The 25,607-nt window shown below is 50.9% G+C and carries 14 protein-coding genes; 13 read left to right on the top strand and 1 reads right to left on the bottom strand.

Features of this window, described 5'->3' with window-relative positions:
• Position 1 precedes the first annotated feature (1 nt).
• The 11 genes from rplA to DFER_RS17045 all read left to right on the top strand — a co-directional run bounded on the left by rplA (position 2) and on the right by DFER_RS17045 (position 17,176).
• A complete protein-coding gene (gene rplA / locus DFER_RS17095; protein WP_015812906.1) occupies positions 2 to 700 on the top strand; it encodes a 50S ribosomal protein L1 in 699 nt (232 codons plus the stop codon).
• Position 701: 1 nt separating this feature from the next.
• Positions 702 to 1,232, top strand: coding sequence for a 50S ribosomal protein L10 (gene rplJ / locus DFER_RS17090; RefSeq protein WP_015812905.1), 531 nt, complete (start codon positions 702 to 704; stop codon positions 1,230 to 1,232).
• Between the two features lie 90 nt (positions 1,233 to 1,322).
• Entirely contained in the window at positions 1,323 to 1,709 is a 387-nt protein-coding gene (gene rplL / locus DFER_RS17085; RefSeq protein ID WP_015812904.1) for a 50S ribosomal protein L7/L12, read from the top strand.
• 279 nt (positions 1,710 to 1,988) lie between these two features.
• Positions 1,989 to 5,855 carry a DNA-directed RNA polymerase subunit beta gene (rpoB, locus tag DFER_RS17080; RefSeq protein WP_015812903.1) on the top strand — a complete coding sequence of 1,289 codons (3,867 nt, stop codon included), beginning with the start codon at positions 1,989 to 1,991 and terminating at the stop codon, positions 5,853 to 5,855.
• 89 nt (positions 5,856 to 5,944) lie between these two features.
• Positions 5,945 to 10,267 (top strand): DNA-directed RNA polymerase subunit beta', encoded by a 4,323-nt coding sequence (rpoC, locus tag DFER_RS17075; protein WP_015812902.1) that lies wholly within the window; start codon positions 5,945 to 5,947, stop codon positions 10,265 to 10,267.
• 175 nt (positions 10,268 to 10,442) lie between these two features.
• Positions 10,443 to 10,772 carry a DUF3467 domain-containing protein gene (locus DFER_RS17070; RefSeq protein ID WP_041736494.1) on the top strand — a complete coding sequence of 110 codons (330 nt, stop codon included), beginning with the start codon at positions 10,443 to 10,445 and terminating at the stop codon, positions 10,770 to 10,772.
• Positions 10,773 to 10,866: 94 nt separating this feature from the next.
• Positions 10,867 to 11,328: a (2Fe-2S)-binding protein gene (locus DFER_RS17065; RefSeq protein WP_015812900.1), complete on the top strand. Its 462-nt coding sequence runs from the start codon at positions 10,867 to 10,869 to the stop codon at positions 11,326 to 11,328.
• 2 nt (positions 11,329 to 11,330) lie between these two features.
• Positions 11,331 to 13,475 carry a xanthine dehydrogenase family protein molybdopterin-binding subunit gene (locus DFER_RS17060; RefSeq protein ID WP_015812899.1) on the top strand — a complete coding sequence of 715 codons (2,145 nt, stop codon included), beginning with the start codon at positions 11,331 to 11,333 and terminating at the stop codon, positions 13,473 to 13,475.
• Between the two features lie 135 nt (positions 13,476 to 13,610).
• The gene (locus tag DFER_RS17055; RefSeq protein ID WP_015812898.1) at positions 13,611 to 14,582 is read left to right on the top strand and encodes a hypothetical protein; all 972 of its coding nucleotides are present in this window, start codon (positions 13,611 to 13,613) and stop codon (positions 14,580 to 14,582) included.
• A gap of 54 nt (positions 14,583 to 14,636) precedes the next feature.
• Positions 14,637 to 16,577 (top strand): KUP/HAK/KT family potassium transporter, encoded by a 1,941-nt coding sequence (locus DFER_RS17050; protein ID WP_015812897.1) that lies wholly within the window; start codon positions 14,637 to 14,639, stop codon positions 16,575 to 16,577.
• A 242-nt stretch (positions 16,578 to 16,819) separates the two neighbouring features.
• The gene (locus tag DFER_RS17045; RefSeq protein ID WP_041735241.1) at positions 16,820 to 17,176 is read left to right on the top strand and encodes a hypothetical protein; all 357 of its coding nucleotides are present in this window, start codon (positions 16,820 to 16,822) and stop codon (positions 17,174 to 17,176) included.
• An 85-nt stretch (positions 17,177 to 17,261) separates the two neighbouring features.
• Here DFER_RS17045 and DFER_RS17040 read toward each other — a convergent pair whose 3' ends face one another.
• On the bottom strand, positions 17,262 to 17,543 hold the full coding sequence (locus DFER_RS17040; protein WP_015812896.1) for a hypothetical protein: 282 nt from the start codon (positions 17,541 to 17,543) through the stop codon (positions 17,262 to 17,264).
• A 265-nt stretch (positions 17,544 to 17,808) separates the two neighbouring features.
• Between DFER_RS17040 and porU2 the strand changes: the two genes are divergently transcribed.
• Together porU2 and DFER_RS17030 are read left to right on the top strand one after the other, a co-directional pair.
• Positions 17,809 to 21,129: a putative type IX secretion system sortase PorU2 gene (porU2, locus tag DFER_RS17035; RefSeq protein WP_015812895.1), complete on the top strand. Its 3,321-nt coding sequence runs from the start codon at positions 17,809 to 17,811 to the stop codon at positions 21,127 to 21,129.
• Positions 21,130 to 21,277: 148 nt separating this feature from the next.
• On the top strand, positions 21,278 to 25,597 hold the full coding sequence (locus DFER_RS17030) for a T9SS type A sorting domain-containing protein (RefSeq protein WP_015812894.1): 4,320 nt from the start codon (positions 21,278 to 21,280) through the stop codon (positions 25,595 to 25,597).
• Positions 25,598 to 25,607 lie beyond the last annotated feature (10 nt).

Raw genomic sequence — 25,607 nt, 5'->3', positions numbered from 1 at the left:
CATGGGAAAATTGACCAAAAAGCAAAAAGAAGCTCTTTCAAAATACGACGCAACCCAGGCTTACACGCTTGAAGCTGCTGCGGATGTTCTGAAAACGATTTCCTATACCAAATTTGATGCTTCCGTGGATATCGACGTTCGTTTGGGCGTAGATCCCCGTAAAGCTGACCAAATGGTGCGTGGCGTGGTAACATTGCCACACGGAACCGGAAAAGAAGTTCGTGTATTGGTGCTGTGTACTCCCGACAAGGAGGCAGAAGCGAAAGAGGCAGGAGCAGATTACGTTGGTCTTGACGAATACATTACAAAAATCGAGCAAGGCTGGACTGATATCGACGTGATTATTACAATGCCAAGTGTAATGGCAAAAGTAGGTAGACTTGGTAAAGTATTGGGTCCTCGCGGTCTGATGCCAAACCCTAAGTCTGGAACTGTAACTCCGGATGTAGCGAAAGCGGTGAAGGAAGTGAAAGCGGGTAAAATCGACTTCAAAGTTGACAAAACCGGTATCATCCACACCAGCATCGGAAAGGTATCTTTCGGAACTGACCAGCTTGCGCAAAACGCAACTGAAGTTATCAATACCTTGGTTCGCCTTAAGCCTTCTTCGGCAAAAGGTACTTACGTAAAAAGCATTCACTTGTCTAGTACGATGAGCCCGGGTGTTATTATTGACAAAAACACGATTCCAGGATTGTAATATGACACGGGAAGAAAAAGCAGTAATTATTGACGAGTTAAGTCAGAAATTCGCCAACACTCCATACTTCTACATCACCAATGCAGCGGGCATGTCCGTGAGCGAGGTGGACTCACTGAGAAGACTTTGCTTCGAACGTGGCGTAGAATATCGTGTTGTGAAGAATACATTGATTAAAAAAGCGCTCGAAACACTAGATACGGATTATTCTTCTTTCGACGAAGTGTTGAAAGGATTTTCCGGAGTAATGTTTCACCCGGAGTCAGGTAAAGTACCTGCGCAACTGATCAAGGAATTCAAAAAGAAATCAGGTAGCGACAAATTGAAGTTCAAAGGAGCTTCTGTTGACACTGCCGTTTTCGTAGGAGAAAGCCAGCTGGACGTTCTGATTTCACTGAAATCGAAACAAGAACTGATCGGCGAAGTGATCGGATTGTTGCAATCGCCTGCCAAAAATGTTATCGGCGCTCTTACAAGCGGCGGACAGAACCTGGCTGGTATCTTGAAAACTTTATCTGAAAAAGAAGACTAATTAAATAGCCAGGCTTAGCTCTCCGGGTTGATAATTAAAGGAGCCTTTTTTAAATCATCTTATTGTATAATCAAAAAAATCAAAAATAAAATGGCAGATTTGAAAGCTTTCGCAGAACAGCTTGTTAACCTTACGGTTAAAGAAGTGAACGAATTGGCTGCAATTCTTAAAGACGAGTACGGTATTGAGCCAGCAGCTGCTGGTGCAGTAATGGTAGCAGGTCCTGCTGGTGGCGCTGGTGCTGATGCTCCTGCGGTTGAAGAGAAAACATCTTTCGATGTGATCTTGAAATCAGCTGGTGCTGGTAAATTGGCTGTTGTGAAATTGGTTAAAGACCTGACTGGTCTTGGCCTGAAAGAAGCGAAAGAACTCGTTGACGGCGCTCCAAAACCTGTAAAAGAAGGTGTTGCTAAAGACGAAGCTGATGCTTTGAAAAAGCAATTGGAAGAAGCTGGTGCAGAAGTTGAAGTGAAGTAATTTGCTCCACAGCATTAGAAGATAAATTCTTAGGGATTAGGCCTGACAACCGTCAGGTCTTTTCCTGTTTTCTACACAAACCAAACGAAAATCACTTTTTTATCGTTCTGGTTAGAGGTGGCGACGAGATCGCTTCCGAAATCCCCTTCCGGTTAACTTTGTCCGAAACACTTCCTTACTCGTAGAATGGAAGAACAGGGACGGCTAACCTTTCTCTACGAGGCAATAGATTAGGTTAAAACTAACTAGTTTTTCTGCTAACCCAAATCACACATAGCCTTGGCTACTATTAATCCAAAAACACCAAGAAAGAACTTCTCAAGGATCAATCAGATTATCGATTATCCGGATCTTTTGGGAATCCAGGTACAATCATTCCGGGATTTCTTCAGTCTGGATACGTCGGTTGAAGACCGTTCCGGAGAAGGACTTTACAAAGTTTTCGCTGAAAACTTCCCCATCGCCGACTCACGCGAAAACTTCGTTCTCGAGTTCATCGATTACCTCCTTGAACCACCGAAGTATTCTGTCGACGAATCCATCGATCGCGGTCTGACTTACGCAGTGCCTTTGAAGGCGAAACTGCGTTTGATCTGTAATGACGCCGATCATGAAGAATTTGAAACCATTGAGCAGGAAGTATTCCTCGGAAACATTCCTTACATGACCGAACGCGGTTCGTTCGTGATCAATGGTGCTGAGCGTGTAATCGTATCTCAGCTTCACCGTTCACCAGGCGTGTTCTTCTCGATGAGCAAGCACACCAACGGTTCCAAACTATATTCTGCGCGGATTATTCCATTCAAAGGTTCCTGGATCGAATTCTCTACGGACGTGAACAACGTGATGTACGCGTACATCGACCGTAAGAAGAAGTTCCCGGTAACTACACTTTTGAGAGCGATCGGTTTCGGATCTGATAAAGACATCCTCGACCTCTTCGGCCTTTCGGAAGAAATCAGCGCAACACCTGCTAACCTGAAAAAGGCAGTAGGACGCCGGTTGGCGGCAAGGGTTCTCCGTACTTGGACTGAGGACTTCGTGGATGAGGATACCGGCGAGGTAGTGTCAATCCAGCGTAACGAAGTGTTGCTGGAACGTGACTCTACTATTTCTGCGGATGATATCGATGTGATCCTGGAATCAGGTCAGAAATCGATCATCATGCACAAAGAGGACATGAACGTAGCGGATTATAACATCATTTATAATACGCTTCAAAAAGATAGCTCAAACTCCGACAAGGAAGCTGTTGAGCAAATTTACCGTCAGCTGCGTAATGCGGAAGCTCCGGACGAGCAAACTGCACGTGACGTGATCCAGAGCTTGTTCTTCTCGGATAAGCGTTACGACCTGGGCGATGTAGGCCGTTACCGTATCAACAAGAAATTGGGATCGGATACCAGCCTCGACGTGCGCGTTCTGACAACCGGTGATATCGTTTCCATCGTGAAATACCTGATCGGTTTGATCAATGCGAAAGCGGTAGTCGATGATATCGATCACTTGTCAAACCGTCGTGTACGTACGGTTGGCGAGCAGTTGTATGCACAGTTTGGTGTAGGTTTGGCACGTATGGCGCGTACCATCAAGGAGCGTATGAACGTGCGTGATAACGAAGATTTCAAACCTGTTGATCTGATCAATGCAAGAACATTGTCATCAGTAATCAACTCGTTCTTCGGTACCAACCAGCTTTCTCAGTTCATGGACCAAACCAACCCATTGGCTGAGATTACGCACAAACGTCGTATGTCGGCACTCGGGCCAGGTGGTCTTTCCCGTGAAAGAGCAGGTTTCGAGGTTCGTGACGTTCACTACACCCACTACGGGCGTCTGTGTACGATCGAAACACCCGAAGGTCCGAACATCGGTCTGATCTCGTCACTTTGCGTATTTGCGAAAGTGAATGGAATGGGCTTCATCGAAACGCCTTACCGCGTGATCGACGGCTCAGGAAAGCTGACCGACGAGCTGATTTACATGACGGCGGAAGAAGAAGATTCCAAGTACATCGCACAAGCGAATGCTTCTGTGGATAAAGAAGGAAACTTCACCGTTGAGAAAATTAAAACACGTTTCGAAGGTGACTTCCCGATGGTAGATCCTTCGCAAGCGTCTTATATGGACGTTGCTGCCAACCAGATCGTATCGGTAGCGGCTTCGCTGATCCCGTTCCTCGAACACGATGATGCGAACCGTGCATTGATGGGATCGAACATGCAGCGCCAGGGTGTGCCTTTGTTGCGCCCTCAGGCTCCAATCGTAGGAACTGGTCTGGAACGCCGTGTTGCCATGGACTCACGTGCATTGGTAGTAGCGGAAGGCGACGGTGAAATCGAATTCGTGGATTCGAAGAAAATCGTTGTGAAATACGACAGAACGGATGAGGACCGTCTGGTAAGCTTCATTGACGACAGTGTTACTTACAACCTCGTGAAATTCCGTCGTACCAACCAGGACACTTGCTTGAACCTTCAACCAATGGTGTTGAAAGGCCAGAAAGTGAAGAAAGGCGAGCCGCTTTGCCAGGGATATGGTACCGAAGGTGGCGAGTTGGCATTGGGCCGTAACTTGTTGGTTGCATTCATGCCTTGGCAGGGATACAACTTCGAGGATGCGATCGTAATCTCCGAAAAAGTAGTACGCGACGATATCTTTACTTCGATCCACATCGAAGAATTCGAACTGGAAGTGCGTGATACCAAACGCGGAGAAGAAGAGCTGACCGCTGAGATCCCGAACGTAAGTGAGGAAACTGTGAAGAACCTCGACGAAAATGGTATCGTACAAGTAGGTACTGAGGTTAAAGAAGGTGATATCCTGATCGGTAAGATTACTCCAAAAGGAGAATCTGATCCTACCCCGGAAGAAAAACTCCTTCGTGCGATCTTCGGCGATAAGGCTGGTGATGTGAAGGATGCTTCCAAAAAAGCACCGCCATCGATGAAAGGTGTGGTAATCGATACCAAACTGTTCTCCCGCCCGACCAAAGAAGAGCGTGCAAAACATAAAGACGAGCTGCGTCTGTTGATGAAGAAATACAGCCGTGACCTGACGGCATTGCGCGGTCGTGTGATCGACAAGCTGGTTCAGCTGACTGACGGCAAAACGAGCTCAGGCGTGAAGCACAAATTCGGTGACGAGCTGATCAGCAAAGGAATGAAGTTCAATGTGAGAAATATCTCCGAGAACTTGTTCCCTGCGAACAACCCGTACCGCGACGAAAGCCAGTACGCTGTTCCCGAAGAGGTAAACCTCATCGGAGACGTATTGACCGACTCTTGGAGCGACGACGCTGACACCAACCGTCAGATCTCGCTGGTGTTGAAAAACTACCTGAATGCCCGCAGCGAAGTAATGGGCCGCTTCAAACGCGATCGTTTCGCATTGGAAGTAGGTGATGAATTGCCAGCAGGTATCGTGAAACTCGCGAAAGTATACATCGCTAAGAAGCGCAAGCTGAAAGTGGGTGATAAAATGGCGGGTCGCCACGGTAACAAAGGGGTTGTTGCCCGTATCGTTCGTGACGAGGATATGCCATTCCTGGAAGACGGAACGCCGGTAAACATCGTGTTGAACCCACTCGGGGTACCTTCACGTATGAACATCGGTCAGATTTACGAAACCATCCTCGCATGGGCTGGTCTGAAACTTGGCCGACGCTACGCAACACCGATCTTTGACGGTGCTACCGAAGCGGAAGTTGCTGCCGAGTTGAAAGAAGCAGGTCTGCCGGATTGGGGACGTACTTATCTGTACAATGGTCTCACTGGTGAGCAGTTCGACCAGCCGGTTACAGTCGGTCTGATGTACATGATGAAACTGGGCCACTTGGTTGACGATAAAATGCACGCGCGTTCTATCGGGCCATACTCGCTCATTACTCAACAACCATTGGGTGGTAAAGCGCAGTTCGGTGGACAGCGTTTCGGTGAAATGGAAGTGTGGGCGCTTGAAGCGTTCGGTGCTTCCCACATTCTGCAAGAGATCCTCACTGTGAAATCCGATGATGTGGTAGGCCGTGCCAAAGCGTACGAAGCGATCGTGAAAGGTGAAAACCTTCCGAAACCAAATATCCCAGAGTCATTCAACGTACTTGTTCACGAGCTTCGCGGACTAGCATTGGAGATTACACTGGACTAATTTCTAGTCGTAAGCAGCGCATTGAAAAGTGCGCTGCTTAAAAAAAGCAATTGAATTAGTTTCGACTAACAGACAAACGACTCTTTATTATGTCTTTCAAAAAGAATAAAAAATTAAACAGCGACTTTTCCAGAATGACCATCAGTCTGGCGTCACCGGAGTCTATTCTAGAAAGCTCCTTCGGTGAGGTAACCCAGCCTGAAACCATCAACTACCGGACCTACAAGCCGGAGATGGGCGGTCTGTTCTGCGAGCGCATTTTCGGTCCTGTAAAAGACTGGGAATGTCACTGCGGTAAATACAAGCGCATTCGCTATAAAGGAATCATCTGCGACCGTTGCGGTGTCGAGGTAACCGAGAAAAAGGTTCGCCGCGAGCGCATGGGCCACATTGAACTCGTGGTTCCTGTTGCACATATCTGGTACTTCCGCAGCTTGCCGAACAAAATCGGTTATCTGTTGGGACTTTCTACCAAGAAACTCGACCAGATCATTTATTACGAACGGTACGCGGTTGTTCAGCCAGGTATCAAAGAAGAGGACGGCGTTGGCTACCTCGACTTCCTGACCGAAGACGAATACCTCGATATCGTTGACAAGCTCCCACGCGAGAACCAGTTGCTTCCTGACACGGATCCCAACAAATTCATCGCGAAAATGGGTGCCGATGCATTGGAAATGCTGTTGAGCCGCATTAAGCTCGACGAACTTTCTTATGAACTCCGTCACCAGGCTGCTACCGACACTTCTCAGCAACGTAAAGCGGAAGCTTTGAAGCGCTTGAAAGTGGTAGAAGCATTCCGTGATGCGAATACCCGTATCGAAAACCGCCCTGAATGGATGGTGATCAAAATGGTACCGGTTATTCCACCAGAATTGCGTCCATTGGTACCCCTGGATGGTGGCCGTTTCGCGACTTCGGATTTGAACGACCTTTACCGTCGTGTGATCATCCGTAACAACCGTCTGAAACGCCTCATCGAGATCAAGGCACCTGAGGTGATCTTGCGTAACGAAAAGCGTATGTTGCAGGAAGCGGTTGACTCGCTTTTCGACAACAGCCGGAAAGTAAATGCGGTACGTTCGGAAGGTAACCGTGCTTTGAAATCACTTTCAGACATGCTGAAAGGTAAGCAAGGCCGTTTCCGTCAGAACTTGCTCGGTAAGCGCGTTGACTACTCTGGTCGTTCGGTTATCGTGGTAGGTCCTGAATTGAAACTGCACGAATGCGGTCTGCCGAAAGACATGGCTGCCGAGCTTTTCAAGCCGTTCATCATCCGCAAGCTCATCGAGCGTGGTATTGTTAAAACTGTAAAATCAGCGAAGAAGATCGTAGACCGCAAGGACCCTGTGATCTGGGATATTCTCGAAAACGTACTGAAAGGTCACCCGGTATTGCTTAACCGTGCTCCGACACTTCACCGTTTGGGTATCCAGGCATTCCAGCCTAAACTGATCGAAGGTAAGGCAATCCAGCTTCACCCATTGGTGTGTACGGCATTCAACGCCGACTTTGACGGTGACCAGATGGCGGTACACGTACCACTGGGTCAGGAAGCCGTTTTGGAAGCGTCTATGCTAATGCTTTCGTCGCATAACATTCTTAACCCAGCCAACGGTGCGCCGATTACGGTACCATCGCAGGATATGGTTTTGGGTCTGTATTATGTAACAAAAGGTCGCGTAAGCACCGAGCAATATCCGATCATCGGAGAAGGCAAAATCTTCTACGGTCCAGATGAGGTGATCATCGCGATCAACGAAGGCAAATTGTCGAAACATGCGAATATCAAATGCCGCGTTCGCGTTCGTAACGAGGACGGTACATTTGAAATTAAGCTGATCGACACCGTTGCAGGTCGTATCCTGTTCAACCAGGCTGTTCCTGAGGAGGTTGGTTATATCAACGAATTGTTGACCAAGAAAAAACTTCAGCAGATCATCGGTTTGGTATTCAAACAAGCTGGTGTGGCCCGTACGGCTCAATTCCTGGATGAAATCAAAGAACTCGGTTTCCAAATGGCCTTCAAAGGCGGTTTGTCAATGGGATTGGACGATGTAATGGTTCCAAGTGAAAAAGAAAAACTCATCGAGCAGGCGAAAGGCGATGTTGAAAACGTCTGGAACAACTACCTGATGGGTCTCATCACCGAGAACGAACGTTACAACCAGGTAATCGATATCTGGACGCGCGTTAACTCACGCATTACAGAGACGTTGATGAAGCAGCTGGAAACAGACAAAGGCGGATTCAACTCAATCTATATGATGATGCACTCCGGAGCCCGCGGTTCCCGTGAGCAGATCCGTCAGTTGGGTGGTATGAGGGGTCTTATGGCCAAACCTCAGAAAAACATCGCTGGTGGTGCCGGTGAAATCATCGAAAACCCGATTCTTTCTAATTTTAAAGAAGGTCTCGACGTTTTGGAATACTTTATCTCTACCCACGGTGCGCGTAAAGGTTTGGCCGATACCGCGTTGAAAACTGCGGATGCGGGTTACCTGACCCGTCGTTTGCACGACGTTGCGCAAGACGTGGTAGTAGTGGAAGAAGACTGCGGCTCGCTCCGTGGTATAGCAATCTCTGCGTTGAAAGACAATGAGGATATTGTAGAACCATTGTCAGAGCGTATCCTGGGTCGTGTGAGCGTTCATGACGTGTTCGATCCGTTGAGCAACGAATTGATCCTGACTGCCGGCCAGGAAATCACAGAGGAAATTGCTGCTTACATTGATGAAACAGCGATCGAAACTGTGGAAATCCGTTCGGTACTGACTTGCGAAACCCGCGACGGTGTTTGCGCGAAATGCTACGGACGCAGCCTGGCGTCTGCCCAGATGGTAAACATCGGTGAGGCAGTAGGTGTAATCGCTTCCCAGTCAATCGGTGAGCCGGGTACACAGCTGACACTCCGTACATTCCACGTGGGTGGTACGGCTTCCAACATCTCTGTTGAAGCCAACATCAAAGCGAAATTCGACGGTTTGATCCAGTTCGAAGATCTTCGTTTGGTACAATCTGTTAACTCAGAAGGCGACGAAGTAACGGTAGTAATGGGTCGTTCAGGTGAGGTGAAAATCGTTCACCCTGAAACGAAACAACTGCTGATCTCGAACAATGTACCTTACGGTGCGCATTTGCAGGTGAAAGAAGGTGATACCGTATTCAAAGGACAGGAACTTTGTACCTGGGACCCTTACCACGCGGTAATCCTTTCAGAATTCACTGGAACGGTTTCCTTCGACGCGATCGAAGAAGGTATCACATTCCGTGAAGAATTTGACGAACAAACAGGCTTCCAGGAGTCGGTGATCATTGAAACGCGTGACAAAACCAAAAACCCGGCGATCGTGGTGAAAGGTAAGTCTACATTGTTGAAAGATCAGACTGAAAAGGGCTATAACCTTCCTGTTGGAGCGCGTCTGGTTGTGAAGGCAGGTGCCGCTATCAAAGCTGGTCAGCCGCTGGCGAAAATCCCACGTGTCGTTGGTAAAACACGCGATATCACGGGAGGTCTGCCACGTGTGACCGAATTGTTCGAAGCACGTAACCCGTCTAACCCTGCGACGGTTTCTGAAATCGACGGTGTGGTATCTTACGGCGGCGTGAAACGCGGTAACCGTGAAATCCATATCGAATCGAAAGACGGAACACAACGCCGTTACATGGTGCCTTTGTCGAAACACATCCTTGTTCAGGATGGCGACTTCGTACGCGCCGGTGACCCGCTTTCCGATGGTGCTATCACCCCTGCGGACATCCTTTCTATCAAAGGACCAACCGCCGTTCAGGAGTACCTCGTGAACGAGATCCAGGAAGTATACCGTCTGCAAGGTGTGAAGATCAACGATAAACACATCGAGTGTATCGTGCGCCAGATGATGCAGAAAGTAGATATCCTGGACGCTGGTGACACCAACTTCCTTGAAATGCAGGCAGTTGACCGCGTGGTATTCCGCGAGGAAAACGACAAAATCCTGGATATGAAAGTGGTTGAGGACGCTGGTAGCTCCGAAACATTGAAGCCTGGTATGATCGTTTCAGTTCGTCGTTTGCGCGATGAGAATTCAAGCCTGAAACGTCGTGACCTGAAATTGGTTACTGCCCGTGACGCGCAAGCTGCGGTAGCAAGACCAACCCTGATGGGTATCACACAAGCTTCTTTGGGTACTGAAAGCTTTGTTTCCGCGGCTTCATTCCAGGAAACAACCAAAGTATTGAGCGAAGCGGCTGTTCGTGGAAAACGCGACGAACTGAAAGGCTTGAAAGAGAACGTGATCGTAGGTCACCTCATTCCGGCCGGTACAGGTATGCGTCAATACGAAAACCTGATCGTTGGATCGAAAGAAGAATTCGATGCGCTGTCCGATTCTCGCGAGAGACAATCGCGCAAGAAAAAGGAGTTGGCGTAATCCGACTGAATATGAGTAAGCAAAGAGCCGGCCTGCATTAGCGGGACCGGCTCTTTGCTTTTCAAGCTTGCCTTCCCAAGTGACGCCTGCCATGCCGGGCTTTCCCAAGCCCGGTATTTTTAGTAATTTCCCCATTAAAAGAAAAATCAGTAGCGAGAGCTATTCAAATCCAGCAATGAAAGAAGAAAACAAGGAAAACGAACAACAGATCAATGTGGAGCTGTCGGAGGAAATGGCAGAAGGCGTGTATTCCAACCTGGCCATGATCGCCCACTCCAACAGCGAATTTATTCTTGACTTCATCCGCCTCATGCCGGGCGTCCCGCGCGCGAAAGTGAAAGCCCGGATCATCGTAACGCCCGAGCATGCCAAACGTCTGGTGGCCGCATTGCGCGATAACATTCAAAAGTATGAGGATCAGTACGGTCCGATACAAAATTCCCAGGACAGCGAGCCTACATTCAATTTCCCCATTAGTTTTGGCGGCCCCGGAGGCGAAGCGTAAGCACGGCTATATCGCTATTAATCAGGTACTTCGCGAATAAGGAGTTTGGCTTCTTTGATGATTTTTTGTAACTTTTGCCAAACTCTTAATCACCATGGCATCATTCAAACTGACTATTAACAACCGTGCATACAGCGCCGATGTGGAGGGAGATACCCCGCTGCTATGGGTTTTGCGCGATAATCTGGGCCTCGTAGGTACCAAATATGGCTGCGGTATCGCACAATGCGGGGCCTGCACCGTTCACCTCGACGGCAAGGCCGTTCGCTCATGCGTACTGCCGGTTTCGGCGGTAGGAAAAGCGAAAGTCACCACCATTGAAGGCCTGTCCGAAAAAGGCGATCACCCGGTACAGAAGGCGTGGGACGAAGTGGACGTGGCGCAATGCGGTTACTGCCAGGCAGGCCAGATCATGACCGCCGCCGCATTCCTCAAAGAAAAACCCAAACCAACCGACGAGGAGATCGTGGGCGCGATGAGCGGCAACCTTTGCCGCTGCGGCACTTACCACCGCATTCGCGAAGCCGTAAAAGTTGCAGCCTCTAAAACGAATTAATCATGAAGACATTAAATCAGACTTCGCGTCGCGACTTCATGAAGTTCGCGGCTGCGGCCGGTGGCGGCTTGTTCCTGGGTTTCAACTGGTCGGATTCGAAGGCGGCGCCGGTAGTGGTGGATGCCAGCCAGATCGCGGCCGGTTCGGTGAAATTCAACAGCTACCTTTCAATCGGTGCCGATAACAGCATTACCATCGTTTCTCCCAACCCTGAAATCGGCCAAGGCATTAAAACGGCTTTCCCGATGGTGGTCGCAGAGGAGCTGGATGCGGACTGGAAACGGGTAAAAACCGTGCAGGGAAACCTGGATAGCACCCAATTTGAGCGCCAGGTAACAGGCGGCAGCGGTGCCGTACCGCATTCATGGGAAAGGCTGCGCAAGGCCGGTGCCACAGCCCGGCATCTGCTCATCGAAGCCGCCGCAGCGAAATGGGGCGTGCCCGCGTCGGAAATTACCACAGCGGATAGCAAGCTGATGCACAAAGCATCGGGCAAATCGGCCAGCTATGGCGAATTTGCGGAGGCCGCAGGCAAGCTCACCGCGCCGACGGACGTGAAATTGAAGGATGAAAAAGCATTCAAGCTGATCGGACAGTCGGTCAGGAATGTGGATAACAAAAATATAGCAACGGGCAAGCCACTGTTCGGTCTGGATTTTTACCGTGAAGGAATGCTCTTCGCGATTATCCAGCGGCCAAAGGCATTCGGTTACAAACTCAAATCGGTGGACTCCGCCGCTGCCAAGGCAATGCCCGGCATTGTGGATGTTGTGACATTCGAAAACAGCGTAGCGGTAGTAGGGAAATCCACCTGGCAATGCCAGAAAGCCCGTCAGGTGCTCAAAATCGACTACGAAAAAGCAGCCGACCTCGAAAGCTCCGAAGATCATAACCGCATCTTCTCCAATCTGATGGACAACGGCGAAGCGACCGTTCGCCGGAAAAACGGAGATGTGGAAACCGCATTCAAGAATGCAGCGAAGGTCATCAAGGCCGAATACCAGTGCCCGTTCCTGCCGCACAGCCCACTGGAACCGATGAACTTCTTTGCGCACGTACGCGAGGACGGCGTGGAGCTCGTAGGCCCGACGCAAACGCCCGACCGCGCCCGCGGAGAAGCAGCGAAGATTACCGGCTTCCCGCCCGAAAAAATCACCGTGGAAATTACCCGCCAGGGCGGTGGCTTTGGCCGCCGGCTTTCGGCAGACTTTGCCATCGAAGCGGTACACGTTTCGAAGCTCGTGAAGGCGCCCGTGAAAGTGATATGGACCCGCGAAGATGACATGACTGGCGGGACTTACCGCCCGGCGGTTCGCTACCGGTTTGAGGCTGCATTGGATAAAAACAATGAACTGATTGGGTACAAGCTGCGCGGAGTTGGCATTAACTCGGGTAACCCTACCCGTGAAGATAACTTCCCGTCAGGCTCTGTGGATAACCTGCTGATCGACTCGGTGGAACATAAATCGGCCATTACAACAGGCCCCTGGCGCGCGCCGATCACCAACTTCCTGGCCTATGCCGAGCAGTCGTTCATCGACGAAGTGGCCGAGGCAGCAGGTAAAGATCCGGTGGAATTCAGGCTTGCGCTGTTGGAAAAGGCTAAAAAATCGCCTGCCGGGGAAGTGAAATACGATGTGGACAGGATGATCGCGGTGATCAAACTGGCGGCAGAGAAAAGTAACTGGGGTAAGAAAAAAGGCGTTCATCAGGGATTCTCGGTCTATTTCTCGCACCGGTCCTACGTAGCCCAGGTGGGCGAGGTGGTGGTTGAGAAAGGTAAGCCTGCATTGAAAAACATCATTGCGGCCGTCGATTGCGGCATTGTGATCAACAAAAGCGGTTCATTGCAGCAGGTGCGCGGCGGGGTGGTGGACGGCCTCGGCCATGCCATGTACGGCAATATGACGTTCAAAGGAGGCACGCCCGACCAGAGTAACTTTAACGGTTTCCGGTTGATACGCATGAACGAAATTCCCGAAGTGGATGTCCACTTTGTCGAGAATGGCATTTCTCCCACCGGCTTGGGCGAACCGGCATTGCCGCCGGCAGGTGGGGCGGTAGCCAATGCATTCTACAAAGCTACCAAACAAAGGCTTCGGAATCAGCCGTTTATAAACGATGCGGCCTTTAAAGGCATTTCGTAAGCATTAAATGATACTAATTGTTGAACAGTAAGGTGAAAATGTGATACCACATTTTTATCTTACTGTTTTTATTTACAGAGGGTTTCCACGCAGGCTGGCAGCCCTGTTTTTTGTTCCTAAACCATTGAAATACGAATGAAAAAGATCGTTACCCTGTTTTTCGCGGCACTATGCACGGTCATCATGGCCTTCACCATGGCCGACTTTCCGGAAACGGATATCACCAATGGCATTATCAAAGCCAAGCTGTTTCTGCCCGATGGCGACAAAGGCTATTACCGCGGGGTTCGCTTCGACTGGGCAGGTGTGGTGCCGAGCTTGGAATACAAGGGGCATAGCTATTTCGGGAAATGGAACCAGGCGCCGTACGACCCCAAGCTGCACGATGCGATCATGGGGCCGGTGGAGGAATTTACTCCGCTCGATTTCGATTATGCGAAACCCGGCGAGCAGTTTGTCAAAATTGGCGTAGGTGTGCTCACCAGGCCGGACGATAAGAAGTACTCATTCGCAACCAAATATGAAATCAAAAACCCGGGCAAATGGTCGGTCGTGAAAGGCAAAGACCAGGTCGCATTCACCCATGAATTACAGGATGAAACGGGGTACGGGTACAACTACCATAAGACATTGAAACTGGTCAAAGGCAAACCGCAGCTGGTTTTGGAACACACCTTGAAAAACACCGGCAGCAAACCGATCGCGGTGAGCACCTACAATCACAACTTTTTCATGATCGACAACGAGCCGTCCAATGAGAACATCCGCATTGTATTCCCTTCCGATGTAACGGGCGAGGGCAGCGGCTTTGGAAATATCATCAAGGCAAATGGCAAAACACTGAATTACACCCGGAAAGTGGTGAAAGGAGATCAGGTTTTCAGCGCCGGTTTGCAGGGCTTCGGCCCTACCGCGAAAGACTACGATATCCGGATCGAAAACACCAAAACGAAGGCAGGCGTAAGGATTACGAGCGATCAGCCGTTGGAGAAGCTGGTTTACTGGGCTTGTCCCACCACCTCCTGCCCCGAACCTTACATAAAAATCGCCGCCCAGCCAGGCCAGGAGGTGAAATGGAAGGTCAACTACGAGTTTTATACCTTTTAATGCATGACGGGCGGATTTTTCTAAATTCGCACCGCATTTTCAATAAACTGGTCAATGGGTTCACACAAACACCTGGACAAAGCGTCGGCAGCCGGGCTTCTGGTTGCGTTAGGTATTATTTACGGCGATATCGGCACTTCGCCGCTTTACGTAATGCAGGCGGTGATCGGCACCAACAAGATTACAAACGACGTAGTTTACGGCGCCGTGTCATGTATATTCTGGACGCTCACATTACAGACCACCATCAAATATGTGATTCTCATTCTCAGGGCCGATAACAAAGGCGAGGGAGGCATTCTCGCATTGTTTGCGCTCGTCCGCCGGCGTGCGGCGTGGCTCACGGTCCCGGCGATTATCGGCGCGTGTACATTGCTGGCCGACGGGATCATCACGCCGCCCATTTCGGTGTCGTCGGCGGTGGAAGGCTTGCGGATACTGTATCCCGATATTCAAACGATCCCGATCGTGATCGGGATACTTACGCTGCTGTTTATCATCCAGGTTTTCGGGACTACCATTGTAGGCCGCGCATTCGGGCCGGTGATGATGATCTGGTTCCTGATGCTCGCGGTGTTGGGCATTGCGCAGGTGATAGACCACCCCGAGATCATGAAATCGCTCAGTCCGGTTTACGCCTATAAGCTCTTAGCCACCCATCCGGGCGGTTTTTGGATGCTGGGCGCCGTTTTCCTTTGTACAACCGGCGCCGAGGCACTATACAGCGATCTGGGCCACTGCGGCCGCGGTAATATCCGGATCAGCTGGATTTTTGTTAAAACCTGCCTCATTCTCAATTACTTCGGCCAGGGTGCGTGGCTGATCGTGCATTCGGGCGATCTGCTGAACGGCCGTAAGCCATTCTACGAAATCATGCCCGACTGGTGGCTGCTTCCCGGTATCGGCATCGCTACCACGGCGGCGGTCATTGCCAGCCAGGCGCTGATCAGCGGCTCATTCACGCTCATTTCGGAGGCCATTCGTCTTAATTTCTGGCCGAAAGTTCGGCTGGTTTATCCAAGTGATCAAAAAGGGCAATTGTATGTGCCGAGCGTCAACTGGCTGCTGTGGGCGGGTTGTATCGGCATTGTGCTGTATTTCAAGGAGTCGTCGCACATGGAGGCAGCTTACGGGCTGGCAATTACGCTGACCATGATTATGACCACAATTCTCATGTCGGTCTATTTATACGTGAAAAGGGTAGCCAAATGGATGGTGGCAGTTTTTGTGATCGTTTACCTGGCCATCGAGGGCTCTTTTCTGGCCGCAAACCTGCTGAAATTCACGCACGGAGGCTGGGTATCGCTGGTACTTGCGAGTGTTATTGGATTGGTAATAACAGTTTGGCTAAGAGCTTATTATATCAAACTGCGGCTCACTGAGTTTGAAAAGCTGGAAAAATACATCGGCCCGCTGAAAGAATTGAGCAACGACATCAGCATTCCGAAATATTCAACGCATTTGATATTCATGTCCAATGCATCCGACGAAAGCGAGATCGAGAGTAAGATCATCTACTCCATTTTTTACAAACGTCCCAAACGCGCCGACATTTACTGGTTCGTACACGTAGAAACCACCGACGAGCCCTACACGATGGATTACCACGTGAATATCCTGGCGGAAGACGACGTGATCAAGGTTACATTCCGGCTCGGTTTCCGGATCGAGCAACGGATCAACCTTTTCTTCCGGAAGGTGGTCGAGGACATGGTGCTCAACAAAGAAGTGGATATTACGAGCCGCTACGAGTCGCTCAACCGCCAGAATATCACCGGCGATTTCCGCTTCATTGTATTGGAGCGCTACCTGTCGCTGGAAAACAACCTGCCCTTCATGGAGGAGCTGATTATGAAGGTATATTTCGGGATTAAAAGCATTACTACATCCGAAGATAAATGGTTTGGGCTGGACAGTAGCTCGGTGAAGGTAGAGAAAGTGCCGCTAGTGCTGACGCCCGGCGAAAAAATACGCATGAAAAGGGTTTATTCATGAAATGACCTAGAAGTATTTCGTACTTGAAAGTCATTGATATCCACCTCAATTATCCCACGGACAGGTGACATTTTGGGTATAACGCTACGCAATTTGTGGATAGCTATCTTTGAGCGACTTAGCGGGTCATGCCAGCGAAAAAATATTCATTGACCTGCCAAAACAGGCGCATTTTGGAATGGTTTTAGTGAGATCAACGCCATTGTATTGGTAAATAATTTTTCACTAAACCAGAGAGGATCATGAGATACCTTGCGTGCATATTCACAATGCTTCTGGGGATGGCAGGGGCATTCGCCCAAAATCCGGTTACGCCGGAGCCGTCTGTACCACAGCCAGTACCGCAAACCAGCCCTGTGCCTGCCACAGGACCTGAAACGAAGCCTGATTTCAATTCTCCCCAATCACCGGCCCGACCTGCCCAGGTCCCGTCAGAAGATACGCTGATTAAAGGACAGAAAAGCTCGGGGGCCGTTATACGTGATACGCTCATGCCCTCCACCGACAAGCGGAAAGACCGGTCGGACAGGAAGAAAAACCGCAAAGGAACCGCTGAAACAGGCGATACTACCGCAGCAGATCCTGCCAGGAAGCCCTGATCGACGGAACAACTCACAAAAAAGCCCGGACCATGTCCGGGCTTTGATTTTTAATGTCCAGAAGATAGAATGGGCTTCGTGGAGATTAGTGTGTGTGGTTAAGCGAAGGGTAGGCGCGCACGCTCTCTTGCCGGTAGGAGGCAGGTTCGAGGTCGTCTTCCCAAAACGGCTGTGTGATCACCGCTTTGTTTTCATTCACCCAGGTACACCAAACCTTCCCACTGAACACCCGCTTCGTGACAGGAAGCGAGGCCGATCCGCCAGGACAAACGACGGTTTCGACGATCTGGTAGTCATCGACCTGCATGAGCTGGTCGTTGCCTTTTTCTTTCACCCAATCGCCTTTCATAAACTTCAAAGTATCCATTGGTTTTGAGGTTGATTTTCATGCTGGAAGGTAAAAGTCAAATCCTGTGCCACCATTTTCTGCTGGTTTGGCCCTGATAGTACTATACCAATATCTATCGAATTACATGGTAGAAATACTTCAATAGTATTTTAAATGGCGCCGGGCAGCCTCAAACCGCTTGTTCATTCACCTGAAACGCTCGATAAGTGCATAGAACGGCCGAGCGATGTTTTATGGTGATTTGCAAGGATAGATGTTTCCTTGTGAATTAAAAGACATTGGTATGAAGGACGTGTTCAAGGCGGCGCTCTTGTTAATTGTATTATTGGGCAGCCTGGGGGTAAGGGCGCAGTGGTCGGCGCCCTATGCGAACAGCTGGATCAAGTACGGCAAACCCTATGTGAAAATCGGCGTTGCCAAAAAGGGGCTGCACAGAATACCGTTTTCCGCGCTGCCTAAAAACTTACCGGTGGGCTCTCCCGAGAAATTGCAGCTATGGCGACGGGGCAGGCAGGTATCGATCATCAGCACAGACCATCAGGAAATCGTCTTCTATGGCCTCCCGAACGACGGCGCGAGCGATTCACTGCTTTACCGGCCGGCGACCGCGCGCATGAACCCGTATTTCAGCATGTATTCCGATGAGGGCGCGTATTTCCTCACGGCAGGCGATGTGGCCGGCAGCAGGGCAAGCATGGTGAACCAGCCGATAGATGCGCAACTTCCGCCTCTGGCGTCTCACAACGAGCATTTTATCAAGCTTTTTCAGGAGGATTACTCACTCTCGACCAAGACGCCCGTACGCCCGCATTTTTTCAATAGCTTTTTCGAACTGGGAGCGAGCCGGACGAGTGAGCCATACAAAGAAGGCACGGACCTGATTCTCGATTTTAAACTGGAACATTATGTAGAAACGGGTCAAAAGCCGACCGTAAAGCTGCTGCTTCACGGCAGAAGTAACAACAGCCGGAAAATCCAGGTCTACATCGGTAAAAATAAAGGCTCACTGCGGCTTGTGAAAGCATTGGACAATACCGATTTCGCGGGAGTTGAATGCACTTTTGAAATGGAAGTGGGAGATGTGGATGCGGAAAAGAGCGGAATATTGCTGGTCAAATCGGTGAGCGGGGAACGTTCGGAAGGATTTTCGGTGGCTTATTTCTCAGTCCGATATCCGCAATCGTTCCAAATGGGTAAGCTGGCGATGAAAGAATTCGCGCTCGGAGCAACAACGGAAAAATGGAGCAGGGCCTCGGTGGAGGGTCTATCATCCAAATTCATGACGCTCGATGTATCCGATGCCGACAATCCGATCGTGTTGAAAGCGACCGGCGAAAGCCTGATGATCCCGCGCAAGGCAAACCAAAAGCAACTCATACTAGCCACCAGCGAAACTACCGACGTCGTTCCTGCAAAAATCAGCGCCATCGACTTCGAACCTCACGATCCCAAAGCGGGCAACTACATTATCATCACCACCGACGAGCTCCGGGACGGTGCTGCTGCCTTTGCCGAGTACCGTTCATCGCCGGCAGGCGGATCGTTTAAGCCATTGATCGTCAATATCCGCGATATTTACGACCAATTCAATTACGGCGAGCCCAGCCCGGTAGGCATCAAGCGATTTATGTCCTACATGCTCTCGGATAGTAAGGATAAATACCTTTTCTTGATCGGTAAATCCATCACGCAGAATGAAAAAATGGTGCGCGAGCTGCCCGGCGAAGTGCCTACGATAGGCTATCCCGGTTCCGATATCCTGCTCGTGGAAGGCATTGCAGGCGCGCCCGTGAATGCGCCGGCCATTCCCGTCGGCCGGTTGTCCGCCAACACAAACCAGCAGATCATGGATTACCTCGAAAAGGTAAAGGCCTACGAAAGCAACCAATCGGGCGAATATGCCTGGCGGAAGAAGGTTTTGCATCTCAGCGGCGGCAAAACGACGTCCGAGATCTTGCAGCTCAAAAACCATTTGCGCGGTCTGGAACCGTATGTGATGAATGGATTGCTGCGCGGAAAGGTGACGCATTACGTAAAGCAGCAGCCGATGGAGGAGACGGAATCGGTGAACATTACGAAGGAAGTGAATGAAGGCGTCGGGCTGATCACGCTGTTTGGTCATGGCGCGGCTGTCATCGTCGATCCCAACATCGGCTATGCGAGGGAAGCCGCGAGGGGTTATAACAATGTCAACAAATACCCCGTCATGTTTTTCCTGGGATGCGGGGTCGGGAATGTATTCGGTAACAGGTTCAATGTAAATCCGCCAAATCCGAAGAGCGCCGACCGCATTCCGTTATCGCTCGATTGGCTGCTTGCGCCGGGACGCGGGGCCATTGCGGTGGTAGCGGGCTCGTATGAAAGCTTTGCCAACACGGGAATCAACCATTTAGAGGCACTTTACCAGCATGCATTGGCCAATCCAACATCGGCCGATCTTTCGATTGGAAAGATTCACTGGCTGGTATCGAACGAGATTTTGGAAAAGTTTAAGGACAAGCACCACATTGCGCACGTACACCAGTCGCTGTTGCAGGGTGATCCGGCATTGAAACTGATCACGGTCGACCGGCCGGACTATGCCATTGGCAGTGAAGAAGGGATTACGCTGCTTTCCGGCGCGGCGGATCAGCCGATCGGGGAAGCGGATTCGTTGCGGGTAAGTCTGGCACTGTCCAACTTCGGCCGGTTTGTGAAAGAGCAGCAGGTGCAGGTCAAAGTAACGAGCGCCGGGAAGAACGGGACGCAGGCTAAAACAATGGATGTTACGGCATTTCCCTCTGAAAAGGTGCTGAAAGTCGCTTTCCGGCTTGATAAAGAGGTTCAGACAATCCGCGCGGAGATTGACCCCGAACGGGCTATAAACGAGCTCAGCCGCAACAATAACGTAGCCGAACTGGACATCGAGTGGGATCTGGTGAAAGACAAACCGGCGTTTTCCAATGCGAATAACAAGGACAACATTCCTCCGATCATTGAGGTGAAGGTCAATGGCCGCCGACTCAAACAGGGCGAGCCCGTGCTGCCCGAACCGGAAATCAGTATTGCCGTTTCGGACAACAGGCTGCTCTATACCGACACCACGCTGGTCGATCTGTTTATCAAAAGGTGTGCCGGCGACGACTGCGATTTCGAGCGGATCACCTATGCCGGAGGCAAACTGACGATGTCCGAAACCGGTAGCAAGGAGCTGGCGCTCAACTATCCCAGTGACCTCGCGCCGGGTGAATATGAAATAATGGTGAATGCCAAAGATCCGTCAGGCAATGCGGTTGTCCAGCAGTACAGAATGCCTTTCAAGGTCGAAGAGCCGGGCAAAATGCAGTACGAACTCGTCTTGAGTCCGAATCCCGCTACTTCTTATTTGCGGTTTGAGGTTAAGACGGGCGGATTGCCGGTGAAATCGCTTCGTTATGTAATCCATGATCAGCGTGGGAATGAGATATCGGACAAGACTTTCACAGTCCCGGATAATTCGTCGGTGTTAGAGTGGTATTGGCAGCGAGGGGCTGCTGCGTCGGGGCTGTATATTTACAAAATTTTTTTGATTGGAGAGGAAGAAAAGATACTCGGCACGAAGTCGGGTGTAGTGTCATTTCCATGAAAGAAATGAGGCGGTTAAAGGGCCGGTAATCCCGTGAGAAAAAGGTATTTGGGCATGCCTGCTAAATTCGTTTGAAGAATGGTTCCTTTGTGTACATTTGTGTATCTGACGGATACACTTGACACCGCCGTTCCTCTCAATCAGTTTTATGATCAGACCCTTTACCTGCGTCTTCCTTTTCTGGCTGGCCATTTCCGGCGTATTGGCTCAGAATGCATCCATTTCCATTACCGATTCTCCCGCCGCATGCCTCCGAACGAAGCATAGCATTCCGGTAAAGCTCACCGGGTTGTTTCAGGCGGGCAACCAGTTTTGGGTGCAGATCAAAACAAGCGCTGCGGCTCAAAGTTATTCACAATATGCCGGCACTTTGAAAAACGGCGCCATTGAAGTCACATTTTCCGATTCTGCGCTGGTTTCGCATCCCACGCTCTGGATTCGGATTGCCGCCACGGCACCGGCTGTGGAAAGCAATTGGCAGGAAAACTTCCGCGTGCACGGCAAGGGAATTATTACCATATCACCACTCCTGTCCGACACCCTGAATAAGTATGACGAGCACCGTTTTCAGACGCAGACGATCAGTTCATCCGACGGAACGGGCGTGCTGAATGACAGTACCAGCGTGCGCATTTACGGTAGCCACATCGGGCCCACCTCGCCGCAGCTGGATGCTAAAATGGTTGAGAAAACCACTGACTTTACCATTGCCCATGCCGAAAACTACTGCGGCCCCATGCAAACGAAAGGGGTTTCCCGGGCTGTGGTGAATGCGGTTTCGCTGGTTACAACGCTGGTATCACCGTCGACCATTTGCGCAGGGAATACCATATCAGTTCAGTTTTCGGGCGACGGACCGTTGCCGGCGGCCACTTCGGGCTGGAAAGTAAGGTTACGGGAGGCCATTTACACCGGCGACGACAAGCCCGGCGGCAGAACGATGGAGTTGCCGGCGAAGCGCACTTCGGACAATACGCTCGAAATCACCGTCCCTGCATCATTCACACCCGAATTCAATACTCCATTAAACATCCGCGTCCTTTCGCCGGGCGGGGGCATTGTTGGCGGTCGGGGTAAAGTGTTGTTGCAGATGCAGACGCCGCCGCAGGTTTCATTTGCGAAAACCGCATACACGGTCGCATTCGGCGAGGCGGTTTTGTTGCAAATACAAAAGACCGGGACAGCACCATTTCGGGTGAAGTTTAGCGATGGAAGGGACTATTTCGATGGCGCGAGCACTCAATTCGACGAAAGCAACCCATTGTATAAAAAGCCTTTACAAACCACTACTTATTCGATTCAATCGGTGAGTTCGGGTTGCGGGGTGCACACACCGTCGCCCGCTCCGTCGGCAAAGGTGACAGTACTGCCGGGAATGCTGCTCGACGACCTGAATCCGGCGAAGCCATTTTGTGAGCAGCAGACTGCCCGGCTGCATTTCGTTTCCAGCGAGCCTATTCCGTCTTCCAGCGCGCTTTCAATGGAGATCAGGCATCAAAACGGAGAGATCAAAACGCTTCCGGTAACCAGGGATGGCGAATTTGTATCCTTTAAAATCCCTGTTTTTGCTGATTACAATACGGAATATCCACGCGTCCGGGCCCGGTTTACATTCACGCTGGTGAGTAGTTCGCCTGCCGTTCGCTCGCTGGGGGTAGAAGGTATTTCCATTCAATCCAAGCCCCAACTCATTTTTCCTTCGGACGTAAACCAGTTTGAATACGATACGCCCACGAGTACACGCGTGTACATGGAAATGTCGGGCGGAGGGCCATATGATGTCGTGACGAGCTCGGGCATTCAACTCACGCCGCGGCCTGCGGAAAGCCTTTTTTACGAAGCGCTGTTTGTGCGGCAGACGATGGATTTCGGGATAAAGTCGGTCAGCAATGCCTGTTTCACGACAACCGATCTCCCCAAAGCTAAATTGGTGGTTAAAAATCCCGCGAGTACAAAGCCGTTTATCTCGGTACTGCCGGTGGCGTTCAGCGGCTGCCACCGTGATAGCCTTGAACTGGACATTCAGACGGCCGGTACTTTCGGGGAAGGAAATGTATTCCGCATTCAGATCGTGAAAGGCGATAATTGCTGCAATTACGAAACGATAGCGACGGTGAGTAGCGGAGGGAGGATCAAACTGAAAATCCCGGGCGACGATACCCGTGGGACGAACTCCTACGGTACCGAAAACTTTGGCCTACGCGTGGCTTCTACGGTGCCGGAAGTGATCGGCACGGAGTATTTTCCATACCTGAGCTACCCGCTTTACGATATGTCGATCGATTTTGTGAACCGGGCGACCGGTCAGCCGGAGTTTACTTCAAACGGAGATTTCTACATACATTTCAATTCGCAGGGGGCGTCCATCGATACCCTCGTGTATTCCGATGGCAGGAAGGATTTCACACTGACCGGGCTCAACGGCGGAATGTCGCCGTTTAAAATATGGCCGAAAGTGGGCAGTAACACGTTCACAATCAAGTCGGTGACGACCGTTTGCGGCAGGCAGGAAGTAAATGTGAGCAAATCGATGGAAGTAATTCCCTACCGGATCGTGATGACGGAGACATTTGCCGACATGACCCTGTGCCCGGGCGCTCAGGTGAGCGTGCCTTTCGTGATCCAGGACGGCGATGCCTCCGGCGCGACCTATTCGTGGCAGGTCAGGAAGGAAAATGAGACTACTTTTCAAACCATTTTCACCGGCAAGGACAACAACCGGATCAGCGGCACGATTCCCGCAAGCTTTGGCCACGGTAAATACATTTCGCGCATCAGTGCGGAACAGGGGCCAGTCTCCAACGAGGTGCCGGTGGTCGTAGGCCAGGCTCCAACGGTATCTTTGACTTTCCCGAATCATCCGAACGAAAACCCGATTGTCCTCGATTACACCAAGCAGCTGCTTTTCCGCATCGACTACACCGGTTCGTTCCCGATTACGACGGTGAACCAGTACAATGAAAAGCAGTACAAATATGAAACTCCGGAAGAATTTTCGCATTCACCTTCGGAACGGACTACTTTTCAGATCAAATCGGTGAGCAATGCGTGTGGTTTCGGCCCGCCTTCGCAAGCGGTGGTGGTGAGCCCGAACCCGGTGCTGGCGATGTCGATGATCATGGATGGCACGGCCTGTGCGGGCGGGAAGTCTATGCAGGTGATTTATAAGCTCAGCGGCGATTATGATTTGTCGGATTCGTTTATCCGGTTCGAGCTGGAAGACCCTGCAACGAAAGCCAGCTACCTGCTCGATTCCAGCAAGATAGCGTCCGGGCAGCGTGCATTTAACCTTCCAAAAGGCATTAAGGCGGGATACTATAACATGATCGTGAACGTGCCTAAATACAACCTGAAACAGCAGTTATCCACCTACATCCACACGGTGGTAGATGCCACGCTTTTCGGAGATATGACGATCAGCGCGGGCGATACGGCGGGTTTGGGCCTGCGGATCAACAATATAAATTCCTATGAACGGATCGGATATGCGTTGTCCGATGGCACTGCGGGGACGTTTACCGTGCCGGATGATTTCATCCCGGTGAGTCCGTCGAAAACGACTACTTACCAGCTTGTTTCTATTACAAATCAATGCGGCGCGGGCACGTTTTCGGGCTCGGCTGTCGTGACGGTGCAAGCCCGCACGGAGCGAAGGATTGCGGTCACAAACTGGTGGTCGGCTACTTCGGAGGCATTTTGCGCTACCGATACCATTCGGGTGGACTACCGCACGCGCGGCAGTTTTTCGGCGACAAACCGCTTCACCGTCCAACTGTCGGACACCACCGGGCAGAATTTCAGGGATATCCCGACTACCGGCAGCAATGCGCCGCTTACTGCCATCGTGCCGGCCGATTTGCCGCGTGGCCGTGGTTACCGGCTGAGGGTGGTGGCTTCCGACGCCGGAACGTCCAGCTCGGCGCACGCGGAGCCGCTTTACCTGCGCCATCGTGCGCGGGCACGCTTCGGCGCGACCTCCATTCCATTCCACAGTGGCCCTGTGATAGCGCTCCCGCTGCAATTCGAAGGCGATTCGCCGTGGCGTTTTTCCATAGGCACAATGGCCCCATTTCCAACACGGGAAGCCAGCAAGGCGCAGGATACGGTGTTCGTTCAGAATGGCGGTCCGGCCGTTTTCAGGCTATTGGGTGTCTGGAACGTGTGCGGCAGCGGAACGTTAGCGGAGCCGGCAGAGTTGGTGTTCGAAGAAATCCTCGCTACCGAAGGTCCGGCGACTTTGGAAGTAACATTGTCACCAAACCCGTCGAGCGATGTTTTCAGGCTGAATTTTCAGAATGCTGCGAAAAGGAACGTTCGCATTTATACCCTGGCGGGCGCATTGCTGTACCAGGAGAGCATTACCAGCCAAAATCATCAGATCGCGGCGGATTCCTGGCCGTCGGGCATTTACCTGCTGACGATTGAAGAGCAGCAACACAAACGCTCGTTCAGGATTTTCAAGCGGTAAATTGAATGGC

Origin of the sequence: Dyadobacter fermentans DSM 18053 (assembly GCF_000023125.1) — a bacterium.
Classification (GTDB): Bacteria; Bacteroidota; Bacteroidia; order Cytophagales; family Spirosomataceae; genus Dyadobacter; species Dyadobacter fermentans.
This window is presented reverse-complemented; position numbering and strand designations above follow the sequence as displayed.

Coding starts and splice junctions, on each gene's coding strand:
- rplA (WP_015812906.1), top strand. CDS start 2: ATGGGAAAATTGACCAAAAAGCAAAAAGAAGCTCTTTCAAAATACGAC.
- rplJ (WP_015812905.1), top strand. CDS start 702: ATGACACGGGAAGAAAAAGCAGTAATTATTGACGAGTTAAGTCAGAAA.
- rplL (WP_015812904.1), top strand. CDS start 1,323: ATGGCAGATTTGAAAGCTTTCGCAGAACAGCTTGTTAACCTTACGGTT.
- rpoC (WP_015812902.1), top strand. CDS start 5,945: ATGTCTTTCAAAAAGAATAAAAAATTAAACAGCGACTTTTCCAGAATG.
- DFER_RS17070 (WP_041736494.1), top strand. CDS start 10,443: ATGAAAGAAGAAAACAAGGAAAACGAACAACAGATCAATGTGGAGCTG.
- DFER_RS17065 (WP_015812900.1), top strand. CDS start 10,867: ATGGCATCATTCAAACTGACTATTAACAACCGTGCATACAGCGCCGAT.
- DFER_RS17060 (WP_015812899.1), top strand. CDS start 11,331: ATGAAGACATTAAATCAGACTTCGCGTCGCGACTTCATGAAGTTCGCG.
- DFER_RS17055 (WP_015812898.1), top strand. CDS start 13,611: ATGAAAAAGATCGTTACCCTGTTTTTCGCGGCACTATGCACGGTCATC.
- DFER_RS17050 (WP_015812897.1), top strand. CDS start 14,637: ATGGGTTCACACAAACACCTGGACAAAGCGTCGGCAGCCGGGCTTCTG.
- DFER_RS17045 (WP_041735241.1), top strand. CDS start 16,820: ATGAGATACCTTGCGTGCATATTCACAATGCTTCTGGGGATGGCAGGG.
- DFER_RS17040 (WP_015812896.1), bottom strand. CDS start 17,543: ATGGATACTTTGAAGTTTATGAAAGGCGATTGGGTGAAAGAAAAAGGC.
- porU2 (WP_015812895.1), top strand. CDS start 17,809: ATGAAGGACGTGTTCAAGGCGGCGCTCTTGTTAATTGTATTATTGGGC.
- DFER_RS17030 (WP_015812894.1), top strand. CDS start 21,278: ATGATCAGACCCTTTACCTGCGTCTTCCTTTTCTGGCTGGCCATTTCC.